General features: G+C 69.1%; 19 protein-coding genes and 1 pseudogene. 12 read left to right on the forward strand and 8 right to left on the reverse strand.

Annotation, left to right across the window (positions count from 1 at the left end; all coding sequences use genetic code 11):
- Positions 1-344: 344 nt before the first annotated feature.
- The 7 genes from ACFXGI_RS25710 (at position 345) to ACFXGI_RS25740 (ending at position 7038) form a co-directional block, all read left to right on the forward strand.
- Positions 345-542 carry a hypothetical protein gene (locus tag ACFXGI_RS25710; protein ID WP_384711014.1) on the forward strand — a complete coding sequence of 66 codons (198 nt, stop codon included), beginning with the start codon at positions 345-347 and terminating at the stop codon, positions 540-542.
- Positions 543-665: 123 nt separating this feature from the next.
- The gene (locus ACFXGI_RS25715) at positions 666-2621 is read left to right on the forward strand and encodes a hypothetical protein (RefSeq protein WP_384711017.1); all 1956 of its coding nucleotides are present in this window, start codon (positions 666-668) and stop codon (positions 2619-2621) included.
- A 97-nt stretch (positions 2622-2718) separates the two neighbouring features.
- Positions 2719-3630, forward strand: coding sequence for a hypothetical protein (locus tag ACFXGI_RS25720; protein WP_384711020.1), 912 nt, complete (start codon positions 2719-2721; stop codon positions 3628-3630).
- Positions 3631-3855: 225 nt separating this feature from the next.
- Positions 3856-4254 (forward strand): STAS domain-containing protein, encoded by a 399-nt coding sequence (locus ACFXGI_RS25725; protein ID WP_384711022.1) that lies wholly within the window; start codon positions 3856-3858, stop codon positions 4252-4254.
- 533 nt (positions 4255-4787) lie between these two features.
- Positions 4788-5084: a hypothetical protein gene (locus ACFXGI_RS25730; RefSeq protein WP_384711025.1), complete on the forward strand. Its 297-nt coding sequence runs from the start codon at positions 4788-4790 to the stop codon at positions 5082-5084.
- Positions 5085-5706: 622 nt separating this feature from the next.
- A complete protein-coding gene (locus tag ACFXGI_RS25735) occupies positions 5707-6357 on the forward strand; it encodes a hypothetical protein (protein ID WP_384711027.1) in 651 nt (216 codons plus the stop codon).
- Between the two features lie 129 nt (positions 6358-6486).
- Positions 6487-7038 carry a hypothetical protein gene (locus ACFXGI_RS25740; RefSeq protein WP_384711030.1) on the forward strand — a complete coding sequence of 184 codons (552 nt, stop codon included), beginning with the start codon at positions 6487-6489 and terminating at the stop codon, positions 7036-7038.
- 458 nt (positions 7039-7496) lie between these two features.
- On the opposite strand, the gene ACFXGI_RS25745 is transcribed toward ACFXGI_RS25740, so the two are convergent.
- Positions 7497-7691: a hypothetical protein gene (locus ACFXGI_RS25745; protein ID WP_384711033.1), complete on the reverse strand. Its 195-nt coding sequence runs from the start codon at positions 7689-7691 to the stop codon at positions 7497-7499.
- Between the two features lie 389 nt (positions 7692-8080).
- On the opposite strand from ACFXGI_RS25745, the gene ACFXGI_RS25750 reads away from it, so the two are divergent.
- Entirely contained in the window at positions 8081-8716 is a 636-nt protein-coding gene (locus tag ACFXGI_RS25750; protein ID WP_384711035.1) for a hypothetical protein, read from the forward strand.
- A gap of 78 nt (positions 8717-8794) precedes the next feature.
- On the opposite strand, the gene ACFXGI_RS25755 is transcribed toward ACFXGI_RS25750, so the two are convergent.
- Together ACFXGI_RS25755 and ACFXGI_RS25760 are read right to left on the reverse strand one after the other, a co-directional pair.
- The gene (locus ACFXGI_RS25755) at positions 8795-9187 is read right to left on the reverse strand and encodes a nuclear transport factor 2 family protein (RefSeq protein ID WP_384711038.1); all 393 of its coding nucleotides are present in this window, start codon (positions 9185-9187) and stop codon (positions 8795-8797) included.
- Between the two features lie 68 nt (positions 9188-9255).
- The gene (locus ACFXGI_RS25760) at positions 9256-10482 is read right to left on the reverse strand and encodes an alpha/beta hydrolase family protein (RefSeq protein ID WP_384711041.1); all 1227 of its coding nucleotides are present in this window, start codon (positions 10480-10482) and stop codon (positions 9256-9258) included.
- Between the two features lie 88 nt (positions 10483-10570).
- Here ACFXGI_RS25760 and ACFXGI_RS25765 point away from each other — a divergent pair, with 88 nt between their 5' ends.
- Entirely contained in the window at positions 10571-11164 is a 594-nt protein-coding gene (locus ACFXGI_RS25765) for a TetR/AcrR family transcriptional regulator (protein ID WP_384711044.1), read from the forward strand.
- A 60-nt stretch (positions 11165-11224) separates the two neighbouring features.
- Here the strand turns inward: ACFXGI_RS25765 and ACFXGI_RS25770 are convergent, their stop codons facing one another.
- From ACFXGI_RS25770 to ACFXGI_RS25780, 3 genes and pseudogenes are all read right to left on the reverse strand, one after another.
- Positions 11225-11662: a hypothetical protein gene (locus tag ACFXGI_RS25770; protein WP_384711047.1), complete on the reverse strand. Its 438-nt coding sequence runs from the start codon at positions 11660-11662 to the stop codon at positions 11225-11227.
- Positions 11663-11857: 195 nt separating this feature from the next.
- A pseudogene (locus ACFXGI_RS25775) lies at positions 11858-12208 on the reverse strand (hypothetical protein); the annotation flags it as partial.
- The gene (locus tag ACFXGI_RS25780; RefSeq protein WP_384711050.1) at positions 12205-12570 is read right to left on the reverse strand and encodes a hypothetical protein; all 366 of its coding nucleotides are present in this window, start codon (positions 12568-12570) and stop codon (positions 12205-12207) included. The gene ACFXGI_RS25780 and the pseudogene ACFXGI_RS25775, both read right to left, overlap by 4 nt.
- A gap of 94 nt (positions 12571-12664) precedes the next feature.
- On the opposite strand from ACFXGI_RS25780, the gene ACFXGI_RS25785 reads away from it, so the two are divergent.
- Together ACFXGI_RS25785 and ACFXGI_RS25790 are read left to right on the forward strand one after the other, a co-directional pair.
- Complete coding sequence (locus ACFXGI_RS25785; protein WP_384711053.1) at positions 12665-12904, forward strand: hypothetical protein; 240 nt, start codon at positions 12665-12667, stop codon at positions 12902-12904.
- Complete coding sequence (locus ACFXGI_RS25790) at positions 12901-13167, forward strand: hypothetical protein (protein WP_384711056.1); 267 nt, start codon at positions 12901-12903, stop codon at positions 13165-13167. Before ACFXGI_RS25785 ends, ACFXGI_RS25790 begins: the two co-directional genes overlap by 4 nt.
- A 13-nt stretch (positions 13168-13180) precedes the next feature.
- Here ACFXGI_RS25790 and ACFXGI_RS25795 read toward each other — a convergent pair whose 3' ends face one another.
- Positions 13181-13615, reverse strand: a complete 435-nt coding sequence (locus ACFXGI_RS25795) for a nucleoside deaminase (RefSeq protein WP_384711059.1) — start codon at positions 13613-13615, stop codon at positions 13181-13183.
- On the reverse strand, positions 13612-14448 hold the full coding sequence (locus tag ACFXGI_RS25800) for an LLM class flavin-dependent oxidoreductase (protein ID WP_384711062.1): 837 nt from the start codon (positions 14446-14448) through the stop codon (positions 13612-13614). Before ACFXGI_RS25800 ends, ACFXGI_RS25795 begins: the two co-directional genes overlap by 4 nt.
- 93 nt (positions 14449-14541) lie before the next feature.
- On the opposite strand from ACFXGI_RS25800, the gene ACFXGI_RS25805 reads away from it, so the two are divergent.
- Positions 14542-14988, forward strand: coding sequence for an Lrp/AsnC family transcriptional regulator (locus ACFXGI_RS25805; RefSeq protein WP_030873151.1), 447 nt, complete (start codon positions 14542-14544; stop codon positions 14986-14988).
- Positions 14989-15045: the final 57 nt, after the last annotated feature.

Raw genomic sequence — 15045 nt, forward strand, 5'->3', positions numbered from 1 at the left:
GCCTGGCTACGAAGGGCTGTGTCAATCTTTTTGGGCACGAGACCCATCCTCTCTGATGGCTCACAACGGAGCGGCAGAGAAGTCGGAACGGTTCAACCCAGCTCGCACACGCCCTCGCCGGACGCTGGTGTCTCCGCAGGCAGGGGCAGCTCGGCGGTCTGCGGGGAACAGTGTTTTCGAGTGGAACGGGGGACGGTCGTGTCGGGGGACTTCGCGCAGGAGTGGGGCAGCGAGAGAGCAGGGGTCGCCGATCGGGCAGCGATGCGGCTCCCTCGGTGCGGGGGACGGGTTCCGTCCACTGGGCACCCGGTCGAAGCTCAACGGGCTGTGAGGGGGAGCCGTACATGTTGACGTACCACGAAGTGATGTCGACGGACCTGGGCCTGCTGACGACGGCAGCGGGCAAGTGGGACGAGATGGCGGGCGAGCTGAAGAAGGTCGAGACCCGTTACGGAGACAGTGTCCAGAAGATCACCATGGGGCCCGACTGGAGCGGCGTCAGCGTCGGCGTGGCCCACTCGAGTTTCGCCGCCACGCGGTAAGAGTACTCCGCCGCGCAAATCCAGGCCAAGGCTGTCGCGAGCCTGCTGCGCGATGCACACAGCCAGTTCACCGACCTGAAGAAGCGCGTCGAGTCCGCTCGCGACGACGCGATCAAGGCGGGCATGACCGTCTCGGAGCAAGGCAATGTCGCGTTCGACTACGCCAAGCTGACTCCCTCTGAGCGCAGCGCCTACCACAACGACCCCGATGGCCAGACCACCATCCGTGACGCGGTCAACAAGTGGCAGCAGCACATCAACGACCAGGTCAAGGCAGTCTCCGAAGCCGACCAGGGGGTCAGGATCGCCCTTGCGGCGGTCGTGGTGGACAGCAACAAGGACGCCTTCGGCAAGGGCAACGACGGAACCCTGAACGGCTTCAACGCCGAGGCGCAGGGCGATATCGAGGTCTACGAGGCCCGCAATGCCGAAGACATCGCCACCCGTATCAACAGCGGCGACAAGGTGTCGGCAGCCGACTACGCCGAGCTGGACCGCTCTTTCCGCGACAACGCCAAGAGCACCGAGTTCAACCAGACCTTCCTGAACGGGATGGGCGCGCAGAACACCCTCAAGTTCACCAATCGGCTCAACGACCTTGCCTACCAGGACGACAAGAAGGGCAGGCAGACCTACCTGAACCTGGAGAAAGGTCTCGCCAACTCCCTGTCCAATGCGATGCAGGACCCGAAGTCGAAGTTCTACAAGGACTTCCGGGAGCAGCTGAAGAAGGCAGGCGTAGAAAAGTTCGACCTCAAGGAAGCCGCCGAGGGCCCCAACGCCGTCAGCCGTGGCCACGGGCAGCAGGTCCGGGGCTATCAGAGTCTGATCACACTCATGCAGAGCGGCGACGGCTACTCGGCGCCGTTCATGCACGACCTCGCTGACGACATCCGCTCGGCGGAGGACAGGAAGCGCGGCGGCGACCCGAACAGCTGGGACCTCCAGGGAGACTTCAGCGGCAAGAACGGCGGATGGTTCGCCCATGACCCTCTCGACGGCCTGCTCGGCATCATGTCCAAGGACCCTGCCGCTGCCACCGCCTACCTCGACCCCGGTACGGACCACAAGAACGACAACCTCGGGTACCTGCTGAAGGAACGCGACTGGAAGTTCGATGACACTCCCATCTGGCACGGGAACATCGAGACGCACAGCGATACGGAGAGCGAGGGTACGGACGCCCGCACCGGTCTGGGACTCCTCCTCGAATCCTCGACGACCGGCCACACGCCGCTCGGCCCGAACCAGGACCCCTGGCCGGCGACCCCTCACACCGCGGGACAGGCGCGCATCATGCACGACGTGATCGGCGGGCTCGGGCCGGACCAGAGCGTGCACGAGAACATGCGCGAGCCTCTCGCCCGCGCTCTGGCCACGTACACCGCGGACACCCACGAGATCCTCGGAGGCCTGGACTCCAAGTACATCTCGGCGGCCGGGACCGGGTACTTCCAAGACGGCGACAAGACCCACATGGCGGTCAGTCAGAAGGACCTCGTGCAGTTCATGCGCGGCCTCTCCGAGAATCCGGAGGCTTACGGAACGCTCCACAAGGCGGAGTCCCGGTACATCGACCTCTCCCTGGAGGAGATCCCCAAGGGCGCGCACGGGTCGGAGCTCACCAACCCGATCAACAAGGCGGGCACCGCCCTGGGCGTCATGAGTTCCATCCGGGAAGACGTGATCAACGACGGCCGGATGGCCGGGTACAGCGAGGCCGACTGGAAGTCGAAGCTCGCCTACCACGTCATCGGCGGCGCGGTGACCCCCATGTACTTCACCACGGCTGGTGGTGTCTCCATCGCCTTCGGAGACTCGATCCAGCGCGGCGTCGACACCTGGGCCTGGGAGTGGGGCAACCGGATGAAGGGCGAGATCGACGCCAAGGTCAACCCCCAGATCGCGGACGAGTACCTTTCCGTGAACACCCAAGCGCCGATCCTGATCCGTGAGTGGGCCACCGACCGGGCGGACATCTCGGAGAGCGACATTCAGGACTACACCCGCGATGTCCTCGAAGGCCGGGTCCGCGGTACGGAGACAGCACACAAGTACCTGACCGACACGACAAACTGATCGGGCAGCGAGGCAGCGAGGCGGCGAAGTGGGGACATCGATGGCGGGGAGCGCGGGACGCCGAGCCGTTCCGGTGAAAGCGTGGGCCGGGGCAGGGGTGTGCCTCGCCCTGCTGGGCGCATTCGCGGCCTGGCTGCTCCTCGGGCGCGAGACGGCGCCGCCCTGCAACGGGCTGGCCGAGGACACGAGGGTGCAGAAATCGGTGGGGCCGGCTGTTCACACCGGCATGAGCTGCACGGCACTCGGCCAGACCGTCGTCAGGGCCACTGCGGGCAGCGAGCCGGGCCGCCACACCCCGGCACAGGCGCAGGCAATGAAGGACGTGCTTCTCGCGCTCGGCTTCGGGCAGTCGAAACAGCTCGACCTCGACCCCGCGCTACGTGTCCCGATCGCCACCGCGCTGACCGACTACGCCCCCGACCTGCACGAAATGCTCGCGGGCCTCGACAGCATGTACGTGACCAAAGCGGACCGGGACACCCCGCCTTGGGAAGCCGGAGGAACCCACCACCTGTCAGTGCCCACCGACGTGCTCAGGAAGACCCTGCGAGCGGTCGCCGAGGACCCCCAGGCATACGCCCTGCTGCGGATGACGGAGACCCGCACCGCAGCAGGACGGCTCGCCGCCGTTCCCGCGGACGCGACCGGCTCGGAGCTCTCGCTGCCGCCTACGAAGAACGCCCGCGCTCTCGGCATCCTGGACGGCGTCGCCGACGCAGCCGAAAGCCACGACGCCGAAGAGGCCCGGAAATGGCACGCTACGGTCTTCGACCGGCTGTTCAACGAAATGGCTGACCAGGCGGAGCCGGCCGGTCGCCTCACCGCCACGTGGCTCCGGCAACTGAAAAACACCCCCGAAGAGCAACGCTCGGAACGCCTGCGCACCCAAAGTCTTGACATGGCCCGTACCTGGGCTCAGGCCCGCAACATGGACGAACCGACCCGCCAGGACCTGCTCGCGCAAGTAGAGAAAAGCGCCCACTACGCCCGCGAGGAAGTCAAGCACTGACACCTTGGGCTTCAGTGCGGAGGAGGCACAGCCTTCGCCGCCACGGAGCGGACCCGGGTTGCGCTGCTTCACACCTCCGGTCACAGTCCCGGTCCGGTACAAACGCGATCTCGGCTGATCGCCGACGCTTCAGCGTGCCGCGCACCGTCCCTACGCCGTACCGGGCCAGGATGGGGCCCCGTGGGTCCGGAGCCTTCGGGTGACGGGAGCAGAACATTGATCAACGTGGACGTCCAGCACTGCGGCAGCTCGATTCTGATCAGCGCCACCGGGGAACTCGACGAGGGTGCGGGAGAAGTCCTCCAGCGCGCGCTCGACTACGTGACCATGGACGAGCGTGATCTCCTGGTGGACCTGCACGCCGTCGCGGTCATGGACGCCGACGGCCTGCTCCATCTCTTGAACCTGCACCGGCGCGCCGAGCGCATGCGCCTACGGGTCCTGGTCACCGGCTGGCAGCCCCAGCCCCAGCAGTGCATGGCCACCGTGGCCGGCATCCCCGGCCCCAGAGCGGCCACCGGGGAGCGCTACGCCCTGGCAGGCTTCCGCCGACTCCTCGAGCAGAAGGCACAGCGCGCACGGGAGCGCTGCGACTTCGCCGACGGCTGGCTGCCCCGCGTCTAGGCCGCTTCCCTCAAATCACCTCGCTGACCGGATGAAAAGGGCGGCGAGGTGGATCGAGGCGGTCATGTCGTGGCGAGTGGCCGGGCCGCGCCACTGCTTGAGCTTGTTGATGCAGCGTCCGACGGTGTTCCGCTGCGTGTAGACCGTGCGGTCGAAGGCCGGTGGGCGGCCGCCGGGCCGCTTGCGGGCAGCGGGATCACCGCTGACAGGTCCCGGCGGCGTGCTGGAGGGCGGTGAAGACCTGCGCCCAGGTCCCGTCCGCGGCCCACAGGTCCGATGGTCTGAAGGAAACGACCTGGACGGCGCTCTCAGCTCGGGACCGACGGCCTTCGGCGAGTACCACTCACATCGCCTGCCAGGTCGAGTCGAGGTTCACGCACGCAAAGCTCGATGCATTCCTGGCTTTGCATTGCCGACTGCGATCCGCGCCTCCGACTCGCGACCCAACGACCGGATTTTTCGGCCGCATGTACTAGGATCCGCCGCTAGCGTCACTCGATCGACCGTTGCTCACCCAATCGACAGGAGGCCCGATGATCGGCGTGCTCGTGACTTTCACGCAGACCGGCAAGTTCGATCGCGCAACTCTCGCAAAGATTGCCGGCGAACTCCGAGGACCGTTCGAAAGCATGGCCGGACTTCGCTTCAAGAGCTTCATGCTCGACGAAGACGGCATTCGGGCAAGGAACTACTACGTGTGGGATGACGAAGAGAAAGCCCGTGCCTTCTTCACGGAGGAGCTCGTCGAGAAGGTGACGGGGATTTATGGCGTCCCGCCCAAAATTGAATACCTCGACATCGTCGGGTTCGTCGACAACTCTGGCACCTGATCCTCAGGGAGGCTGTGTCGCACCAACCCTCGCCGTCCGGGCCGTTTGGGACCATCTGGGCATGCCACAGAACCTCCTCGCATGCGATCGAGACCAACCGCCGCTGCAGCCCCCGGCCATGCGGCGATGCCCGCTTCCGGGTCCGCCACGAGGAGGCCCTCGCCGACCTCTTCGGCCAGCTGCTCGGCCCTACCGCGTCCAGCTGCTCCAGGGCGGCCTGCCGGGCGGACAGGTTCAGGCCGTCAGTGAGCCCTGCATGGCGCGGGCGTGCGTGCCCGCCGTCACTGTCATCACCTCCGGGGCAGGAACCGGGGAGGCCGCGGGACCGTCCTGGTAGGCCGACCATGGGACCCGGTCCGTTCGCGCATCGCCAGGCCGAGGGCCTCTTGCAGCGCGATGACATGCCTGTGGGAGAGTTCTTCCACCTGTTCCTCGGCTGTCCTGCGGATCGCGGCACGGAAGTCTGCGGTCTGGCAGAGTCCGGCTAGCTCCACCCAGGCGTCGACCTGTTCAGGCGTGGGGTCTTCAGGTAGTTCGGGCAGTGCGGATCGCATCCGGCTCACGAGCTCGGGTTGGTGTGGAGGCCGGCGAAAGCTGTTTCGAAGAGTGCGAGGACCGGAATATGGCCACCAACCATGTCCCTGAGGGCATCACTCGCAGGGCGCAGTATTTCATCAGGATCCATGGTCATTGGATCGGCCGGTCGGACACCGAGCAGTACCGGGCTCGATGGCTGGAGGCCGGCGTCCCTGGGGTGCAGATCGACCGGGTGAGCGCGTACGAGGCCACCTGGGGTGGTCTGGCTCTTCCTCCGTCCCCCCACTATGACGGCGGTCCCCGGACGCTGAGCGGCGATGTGCCCGAGGAGTCGGACGGTGAGGGCTGGTGCTTCGAGGCAGGCGCGCAACGCAGCGCTCTGCCCTACTCGTTCATGATCGGCCCCCGCGGGGAGTTCGGCCTCCACTCAGGGGGCTGGGTACCGCTGCACGCAAGCGTCGAAGGATGGGTCGAGGCCCTGGCGCTCGCCGACCACGCCCGCAGGTGCGCGCGCACGACCACCACACTGACGGGTGACGCAGTGGACGACCTCGAACTCGACGGCTTCGAGGCCGTCCCGGAGGTCGTGGGCCTGGCGGACACCTGGTGGCGCGGTACCGACTCCCTCATCGCCGTCTACCGCGGCGAAGCCGAAGTCATGCAGGCACCCCAATGCCGGACCGCCACCGTCTACGCCGGCCTTGACGACTGGGGTCTGCGGGGGCTCGACAACTGAATGCAGCCCGCATCGGCCCGCGCGTCTGCGGACCCGGCTGACGGCCGAAGCCGGGCGGCTGCGATGCTCTGCGGAGAGGCGGGGGCCGCGCCGCCCTTCCCCCTCTCGGCACGAAACCACTGGAGCATCGTGTACCTGCCTGCCCGGACCGGCCGTTCCACCACCTTGCTCCTGTCGGCCTCACTCTTCAGCATGCTCGCCGGCGGCCTGGCCGGCTGCTCCCTGATCAACCCGTACGCCTCGTGCGAAGGGTCGGAGCCGCGGCTCAAGGAAATGGCTTCCCTGGCGATCCTCGACGCGAAGCCGCCCCAGGCCAGTCCCCCGGCCGGCCACACCGAGGTGGCGACCGCATGCGACGACGACAGCAGCGGCGACGCCTGGCTCTCGGCCGAGCGACTGTACTCGGCCTCGGAATCGAAGACCGAGATCCTCGGCTACTACACCAAGACGGCAACGGCCGATGGCTGGAAGCTCGAGGAGAACACCTCGCCGCAGCGCGTCCCCGCGGAAGTCGCAGGCCTCTGCTTCAGCAAAGGCGGCGACGGCAGCGCAATGACACTGACGGTGACCTTCCCGACCGGGGACAAATATTCCCCCGCGCCCGACTTCGGGGCCGGAACCGGAGTCGAGATACTGGTCGGAGCAGAGATCGACGGCTCACCCACACCCTGCTGGGACTGAAGGGTGTTGCGGCCGGGGGGAGACGCTTGGGTGCGGTGCGGCTCGTGCGCCGCGTGCGCCGCCTCCCTGCGCACGTCGGACAGCGGGTGTTGAAGGAACCGCTCGGCGATCGGGAGCGCCGCCTGGCGTAACCCTCAGTGGAGAGCGCGGTCTTCACCAGCCGCTCGACGGTTCGCTCGGCGTCGTCCTGGGTCGGACGGCCCGTCTCCAGGATGTCGCTGATGGCATCGGGGCAGAAGTCGCGGTGGCCGGTATCGGGGCCGTTCAGCTCGTTCCAGGCCGATTCCACCATTGCCGCCGGCGCTTGCCATCCCTCCACGGCCAGAGCCTAGGACACGGTCGGAGGCCTGGAGGTGGGCCGGCTCAGCGGGCGCCGGCAAGCTCGGTGCGCAGTCGGCCGAGTCGGGCGGCGGAGCGGGTGGCCCAGCCGTCGCGCAGGTGCAGCGGGACGCTCACCGTCACCCCGCTCTGCACCGGTCGCGGACCTTCACCACGAACGGGTTTGCGGCGCACAGCCGCAGGTAGGCGCTGCGACCCGTCGTGGGCCAGTCGGTGACCGAGCCGTCCGGGAGGCCGCCGTCCTCCGCGGCGGCGGCGCGGGCAACGAGGAACGCGGTGAGGTCCGCGAACCTGACTACGTCGAGATCCCCCACCCGTGCTCTTCCTCCGAATCCGCCGTGGCCGCCTGGCCGGACCCGGGCCCTGCCGGCCCCCTCTCCGACCACCGGGTTCCGGGCAGCACTTACCGCTCGACAATGCGGTGCAGGGGCTCGCCTGGATTCTGCCCGATGGCCTGGTGTGCGATTCGTGCTGCGGACCACCGGACGCCGTCGCTCCTGTGGATCGCGCTTCGGGGTTGTCGGTTTCGGAGCCTTTGATTCTTGGGGTGTTGTGGCAGCATTTGTCTTTATTGTTTCTTGCGCCATCACGGCGCCTGACGCGGCGGTCGAGGAAGAGCATGGGCTGGAGAGGTACATGTCGGACGGCCACGTCGGGCGCTCTGGCCGGGGCGGTAGCCCTCGTCCTGGCGGCTGCGCCTGCGGTGGGCGCCGCGCCTCGGAGCGGGGCCGCGCCGCCGTTCGGGACCGTCGCCGGCCGGCAGGACGCCTCTTCGACTCCGCCTCCGCCGCGCCTGCCCCGCGACTTCCGCGGCAAGGGCAAGTGGATCGTCCGGGACCTGGGCATCACCGTGCCGTTCACCTGGGAGGGACGCGACGGTGAGAGCCGGATGACCGCGGGAGGACCGCAGTACCCGATCTGGTTCACCAACCTGATCTACCACGGCACCCTCTACACCCTGACGTACAAATGGCCCGGCCTGGACGACCATCCCTGCTCACGCATCCCCGGCTTCACCCTGGAGGATCTGAACCAGGGGCTGGAGGGCTCCCGGTTCGTGGGGCGCGAGACCTTGCGGCGCACCCCGGAGCGGCGCGTGAACCACTGGAGGGTGGGTGTGGTCTTCCCGCAGCTGCCTCCCGGGAACCACCCGCGTCTGCCGCTCGCGCTGGGTGACATCTACGTCGACGAGGACAACCGGGGCACGTTCTGGCAGGTGCTGCAGTTCGGTGTGCAGAACCTCTACGACCCCGAGCTGGACGAGTGGCTGGTCATGGACACCTTCGAGCACCGGCCCGGGAACGTGACGCTTCCCCCGGAGTGCGAGCCGCCCCGGTGAGCGGGAGTCTTCGCTCCGGCCCGGTGGTTCCGCCGCCAGGGGAACCCGCTCCCTGCCGACCGGCGGACGCCCGGCGCCTCAGCGGGCGCTGCCCATGTCGCGGTCGGCGTCGGAGCCGCTGAGCATCAGGGTCGTTTCCTCGATGCGGTGGAAGCGGCCGTCGGGGGCGAGGTCGGCGAAGACGTAGACCTCCATGGTGACGGTGGTGCCGTCGTTCTTCGTGATGTGGCAGGTGTGCCGGTCGGCGTACTTGGTGCCGTCGTAGAGCTCGTCGTGGACCTCCACCGTGCCGCCGGCGACCATGCCCCGCAGGTGGCTGATGTGGTCGAGGAACTCGGTGCGGTCGGCCCATTCGCCGTCCGTGCGCTGGCGGTACCCGGGGGTGAAGTGGCGCTCGGCGGCCTCCTCCAGGGTGATGTCCCGGTTGAAGAGCAGGTCGTTGAGGGCGGCTTCGATTCCGGTGCGGGTCATGGTGATGGCTCCCTTGGGTGCGCGTAGGTGCGTGCGTGCGTGGGTGGGTCGCTGTGGGTTGCCTGGTGTCAGGCGGTCGGGGCGAGGGTGGTGTCCAGCCAGTCGTAGATGCGGGCGAGCGCCAGGCGCATGGCGCCGGGGTGGCAGTGGGCGCTGGCGCCTTCCTCGGCGGTGAACAGCATGAGGGTCTTGGGGCAGGTCAGGTGGTCGTAGAGCTGCTCGGGCTGGCCCTTGAAGAACTCGTCCTCCTCGGCGTCGCACACGAGGGTGGGGCACTGGATCCGCTCGGCGATGCCGTCGGCGAGGGTGTAGTCGAGGTAGGAGGCGCTGAAGGCCCGCGGGGTTTCGACGCCCATCACGTACATGCCGTGGTTGATCGCCCAGCGTGCGGTGGCGTCCTGGGTCGTGATCTGCTCGAAGCGCGCGTCGAGTTCGGGGGCGGAGTCCGCGCGCAGGAGCCGTTCGGCCTCTTCGCGGTCGCCGGGGATGTGGCGGGTGGAGACCTGGCCGAGGTCGTAGACGCCGTCGACGGCGATCAGGGCGGCGAGGCGGTGCTCGAAGGCCGCCGCCCTGGGGGCGAGTACGCCGCCCATGCTGCTCCCCAGGAGTGCGATGCGGCTGTTGTCGACCTCGGGGAGGGTTTCGGCGAAGTCGATGACCGGGGTGATGACGTTCTCCCAGTCCGGGCGGAAGACCAGGCCCTGGTGGTGGCGGGGGCCGGGCTGTCCCGGGCCGTCGAAGGCCAGGACGGTGTACCCGCGCTCGACGGCGGCCAGCGCGCCGCTGAAGTGGAGTTCCTCGGCGGTGCCGTCGAAACCGCTGTGCATGATCAGGGTGGGGCGGGGGGTGCCGGTGTCGTCTGCCCGGTAGAGGTAGCCGGGGAGGGTGGTGTCCTCGTACGGGATGCGGACCGCTTCGATGCGGGGGGTGGTGTAGAGCGCGGCCGCGCTCCGGAAGCAGGCGACGCTGCGGTCGTAGGCGTGGTCGTGGCGGGGGTCGCACGGGTGGCCGTGCTGGAAGAACTCCGCCGACCGGTAGTAGTTGGAGGCGCGCAGGAATCCGTCCCGGGCGCTGACGGTGTGGCCCGCGTCCAGGGCCCGCCGGGCTTCGGCGGCCACGCGGTCGGCGGTCGCCATCCACTCCGCGTGCCAGCTGTCGTAGTCGCCTTCCTTGATGCGCTCGGCGGTGGAGACGACCTCGCCGAAGTCGGCACCGCCGTAGGCGATGTGGCTCATCGAGCGCAGGGTCTCGTACCAGAACTGGGGGTTGTCGGGGAACATCAGCGGCTTCATCATTCTCTCCTTAAGCACAGATCTGTGCGTACGGCAGAACTGTAGACCGCCCGGGCGGCATTAAGCAAATAGTTGTGCTTACGATGTGGGGGTGACTTCAAAAGAACCGGCCCCGCGCCTACGCAAGAGCCCCGAACAGGTCCGCTCGGCGGTCCACCAGGCCGTCATCGACCTGCTGTCCGACCCCGAGGGTGCGGACCTGACCATCCCCGCGGTCGCGCAGCGCGCCGGGGTGAACCACACCAGCGTCTACCGGCGTTGGGGCAGCCGGGAGGCGCTCCTGGCCGACGTGGTCGTCACCCGCCTCGAACGGGACTGGCCGCTGGCCGACACCGGAAGCCTGCGCGGCGATCTCACGGCGTGGGTCGAAGCCGGCGTCGCGAGCATCCGCACCGCCGAAGGGCGGCTGCTGATCCGGGCCGTCGCACTGTCCATGCCGGGCAGCGCCACGGCTCAGGGAGAGCGCGCGCAGCAGTTCCAGCGCCGCCTCGGCGCCATCGAGCGCATCCGCGAGCGCGCCGTCGCGCGCGGCGAGGAGCCGCCGCCGCTCGACCGGATCCTCGACCAGCTCGTCGCGCCGCTCTACCTGCGGGCGATCTTCGGCATCGACCCGCCGGCCTCCGGCTACCCGGAGCTCCTCGTGGACCGCCTCCTCGGCGGTACGGGCGCGTCGGTGCCGAGCTGAGCGATGTGGGTGCCGTCTCCCACCGCCGGTGCCGCAGGGGCGGGCGGCGGGCGTCTCCTTTCAGGGCAGGTCGGTGCGTCCCAGCCATGACGGCTTCACCGGTACGCCGTCCTCGTCACGGTCCACCGCTGCTGCCGGGAGCAGCGGGGGCGGGGGCGGCGTCATGGCCGGTAGCGCCTCAGCCGCGACCGGTTCGGACTCGCGCCGCTCCGCCGGTGTGGGGCGATCGGTGTCGTCCAAGAGCTCGACCGCGGAGAAGCGGGTGGCGTGGAACTGCCAGGAGCCGTCGACAACCAGCAGAAATCCATCACCGGCACGGAAGAGGCGGCGGCGCTTGGGGCTCCTGGGGTGCTCCGGCGTATAGGCCCGCGCCCGCTGTTCCAGCTCCGCCAGAGCCGTCTCGCGGTCCCCCTCCACGTGTGCCATCACGTAGGCCTCGGTGTGCTTGCGCTCGCCGGAACCGACCGTCGTCTCCAGGATCAGGCCCCATGTCGTCATGGCCGACCCCCCTTCCCGAGTTCCCGAAAGGATGCCACCGGGCAGTGGCAGAGCGGCAGATGTACGGCATGAGCGGAGACGCCGCAACCCGTACCCGATGGTCAGAGGGGCCCGTCACCCGTGTCGTGGGCGGTGAGGCGTTGTTCGAGGTCGGTGGTCCAGGACCGGGCCCAGCGTCCGAGGGTCGCGATGGCGGGCGAGGACCGGACCGTACTCGGTGCGGGCCGGGCGCTCCACAGGTTCTCTTTGAGGATGTCGACCTCGCACTCGGCGCCGGCTGCGGGGGCGGTGACCATCAGGCGGGCGGACAGTGGGGCGACGGAGATGACGGAGACCTGCCAGCCGCGTCTGGCCAGCTCGTGGGCGAGGTCGGTGGTGATGTCGGCCATGGGGGCGGGGTTCTCGGTGGCCACGTCGAGGTCCTGGCTGAGCCGGTCGACGAGGCCATGGGCCTGCACGGCGTAACCGCCGGTGATCACGAGGGGGTGGGGGTGTCTTGCGGGTCAGGCCGGTGAGGAGCCTGCGGTGCGGGGCGCTGAGGTTCACGCCGCGGAGGTCACCCGGCCGGCGAGCTGGGGGAAGCGGTCTTCCCAGACCTGGCGGATGTGGCGGCTGACCAGGGTGCGCAGGAGGGGCCACTGCTCGGTCAGCAGGTCGCGGTCGAGGGGTGTGGTCAGGTCGTCGCGCCGGCCCTCGGCCAGGACGGTGCGGTACAGGCTCATCCGCTGCCGGGGCCGGTCCAGGTCGTACGCGCGCAGCCCTGACCACGCGATGTACAGGGGCAGCCGCACCACTGCGCCGGTCGGGCCCGCGAGCTCGTCGAGGGAGTCGGGCAGGCGGCCGGTGTAGCGCTCGCGCAGGACCTCGGCGGCGGGGACCGGTGAGACGGGGGACGACAGCCGAGCCATACGGCCGGTATCCCGCGCCACGGCCCCCGCGGGTGCGGCGGACGCGATATCGCTCCACTCGCACCATAAATCGAACACGTGCTTGAATTGATGGATGCAGTGCACCTCCTTCCCCGATGACCTGGTCGGACTCCAGGCCGACCGGCTCCGTACGTACCGGGAACTGGCCCGGCGGCCCGCGGCAGCCGGTACGACCCCGCTCCGCCGCCGGCTGATCGCCCTCTCGTGCGCGATCTCCACCCATCCGTACTGGTCGCGCCCCGTCCGTACGGCGGGCGGCCCGGCCGAGCTCCGCCGCGCGGCGAGAGCCCGAGCCTGGGCGAGGGCGGCATGACGAGCGCCTGCCCGGGAGGCGACCAGGGCTACGGGGCGCCGGGCCCCGCTCCCCGCCTGGTCGTCCATCCGCCCGACCACCGCGGGTGGCGCCGGGTGCGGTGTGACGGGCGGAGCCTGGGCACGGCCTACCGGATCAGCGACATAGCCGTCTTCCTCGCGGCGACGGGGATGGAGGACGCCGAGGACTTCGACCTCACGGACCCCGCGCTGGTGGACTGGCGCGGCGGCGGCCCCGACTGCTGGACGCAGCCGGAGGCATAGCGCGCCTTCGCGGTCAGGGCCGGTAGTAGGCGTCGATGGGGGCGCGTGCCTCGTCGAACAGGGCCGGGCCGTCCTGCGGCAGCGCCGGCCATGCGCCCGACTCCGGGTTGAGTTCCACGAGTTGCGCCGTGGAGAGGGCGTAGACCACGCGTCCGAGTCCGGAGCGGACGATGCCGCCGGCGCACATGCCGCACGGCTGGCAGCTGGTGTAGAGAGTGGTGCGTGCGGCCGTGTCGCGGTCGAGCTCACGGGCCGCCCAGCGCGAGAGTTTCAGTTCCGGGTGGGCGGTGATGTCGTCGTCACGCCGCACCGTGTTGTGGGCTTCGGCGAGAATCGCTCCGTCCGGGCCGGCCAGCAGGGAGCCGTACGGCGCGTCGCCCAGGGTGACGGCACGGGCTGCGATGGCGACGGCCCGCCGCAGCAGCGCCTCGTCGGCAGTGGTGATCATGAAAATGTCCTCCGGTGGGTTGCCACGGCGGTGAGCGCCTGCCAGGCCTCTTGGGGCCGGCGGGTCTCCTCCGGATCTCCGTGGTAGGGGTCCAGCACGACGGTGTCGGCTCCGAGGCGCTCGAGCTGGTCGAGATCGTCGAGGATCTGCTCGAGGGTGCCGGTGCCCGCGAGCCGCTCGGGGTCGGTCACCGGTTCAGTGGTCAGCCGCAGGGCGATGCGGGGCGCGAACGCCGGAAGCGAGTGGTTCGTCACGACCGAACGCATCCAGGGGAGGGTTCCCCGCAGCGGATGCCAGGCGTCGCCGAACTCGATGGCACGCCGGATTCCCGCCTCGCTGTTGCCGCCGACCCAGACGGGAATCGGGGCGGTGTGCCCGCCGTCCCCGCCGTCCCCGCCGTCCTCCTCGCTCCAGGCCTTCCGCAGGGCCACGAGGTGCTCGTCGGTCAGTCTGCCGCGCGCGCTGAACGGCACGCCGAGCGCCTCGAATTCCTGGCGCGCCCAGCCGACTCCCACCCCGAGCACGAGCCTGCCGCCGCTGAGCGCGTTGAGGTTGGTGGCCATGCGCGCCACCAGCAGCGGATGCCGGTAGGGCAGCACGAGCACGGTCGTGCCCAGCCGCACCCTGGTGGTCATGCCGGCCAGCCAGGACAGGGTGGTGAACGGCTCGTGGAAGGGCGCCGGATAGCGCGCGGCCACGTCCGGGGTGACGGCCACATGGTCGGACACCATGAGGAGGTCGAAGCCGAGCCCCTCCACGAGCCGCGCCCATTCGCTCAGCACACCAGGAGTGGTTCCGGGCCCGAAGTTCGGTACGTTCACGCCAAGTTGCATGACCGGAGGCTATCTCGGTGATCAAGAAATCTGAAAGATGCTTCTCGCGGTCAACTCGCCATTCACCCATGACTTTCCCGGTAGAGTCGCGATATGGCCGGGAATCTTGATGACATCGACTGGGCGATCATCGACGAGTTGCAACGCGATGCACGCATCTCCCTCAGCGAGTTGGGGCGGCGCGTGAATCTCGGCTCGTCGGCCACCACGGAACGGGTGCGCCAGCTGGAGGCATCGGGCGTCGTCACCGGCTACCGCGCCGTGGTCGACCTGGCCAAGGTCGGCTATCCCGTGCTCGCCGTCGTCCGGTTGAAGTACCCGGGCAACCGCCACCAGCCGCTGCGCCGGCTGCTCGCCGACCGGCGGGAGATCCTGGAGTGCCTGCGCACCACCGGCGACGACTGCTACACCCTGAAGGTGGCCGCGACCTCCATGGAACATCTGGAGACGCTGATGGACGAACTGGCCGGCTTCGGCAGTACGACCACCAGCGTCGTCTACAGCCAGACGCTGCCCTATCGCGGACCCGACCGGCCCTGAGGGCGGAGGCCGGCGGAGCCGGTGCCGGAGCCGATGCTCGCCCGTGGCCGGCGGGTC

Source organism: Streptomyces sp. NPDC059355 (genome assembly GCF_042752335.1).
Lineage (GTDB): Bacteria > Actinomycetota > Actinomycetes > Streptomycetales > Streptomycetaceae > Streptomyces.

What these genes read in the sequence shown, in the direction of transcription:
- ACFXGI_RS25710 (WP_384711014.1), top strand. Translation starts at nt 345, where the DNA reads ATGTTGACGTACCACGAAGTGATGTCGACGGACCTGGGCCTGCTGACG.
- ACFXGI_RS25715 (WP_384711017.1), top strand. Translation starts at nt 666, where the DNA reads ATGACCGTCTCGGAGCAAGGCAATGTCGCGTTCGACTACGCCAAGCTG.
- ACFXGI_RS25730 (WP_384711025.1), top strand. Translation starts at nt 4,788, where the DNA reads ATGATCGGCGTGCTCGTGACTTTCACGCAGACCGGCAAGTTCGATCGC.
- ACFXGI_RS25735 (WP_384711027.1), top strand. Translation starts at nt 5,707, where the DNA reads ATGGCCACCAACCATGTCCCTGAGGGCATCACTCGCAGGGCGCAGTAT.
- ACFXGI_RS25755 (WP_384711038.1), bottom strand. Translation starts at nt 9,187, where the DNA reads ATGACCCGCACCGGAATCGAAGCCGCCCTCAACGACCTGCTCTTCAAC.
- ACFXGI_RS25760 (WP_384711041.1), bottom strand. Translation starts at nt 10,482, where the DNA reads ATGATGAAGCCGCTGATGTTCCCCGACAACCCCCAGTTCTGGTACGAG.
- ACFXGI_RS25770 (WP_384711047.1), bottom strand. Translation starts at nt 11,662, where the DNA reads ATGACGACATGGGGCCTGATCCTGGAGACGACGGTCGGTTCCGGCGAG.
- ACFXGI_RS25780 (WP_384711050.1), bottom strand. Translation starts at nt 12,570, where the DNA reads ATGGCTCGGCTGTCGTCCCCCGTCTCACCGGTCCCCGCCGCCGAGGTC.
- ACFXGI_RS25785 (WP_384711053.1), top strand. Translation starts at nt 12,665, where the DNA reads ATGCAGTGCACCTCCTTCCCCGATGACCTGGTCGGACTCCAGGCCGAC.
- ACFXGI_RS25790 (WP_384711056.1), top strand. Translation starts at nt 12,901, where the DNA reads ATGACGAGCGCCTGCCCGGGAGGCGACCAGGGCTACGGGGCGCCGGGC.
- ACFXGI_RS25795 (WP_384711059.1), bottom strand. Translation starts at nt 13,615, where the DNA reads ATGATCACCACTGCCGACGAGGCGCTGCTGCGGCGGGCCGTCGCCATC.
- ACFXGI_RS25800 (WP_384711062.1), bottom strand. Translation starts at nt 14,448, where the DNA reads ATGCAACTTGGCGTGAACGTACCGAACTTCGGGCCCGGAACCACTCCT.
- ACFXGI_RS25805 (WP_030873151.1), top strand. Translation starts at nt 14,542, where the DNA reads ATGGCCGGGAATCTTGATGACATCGACTGGGCGATCATCGACGAGTTG.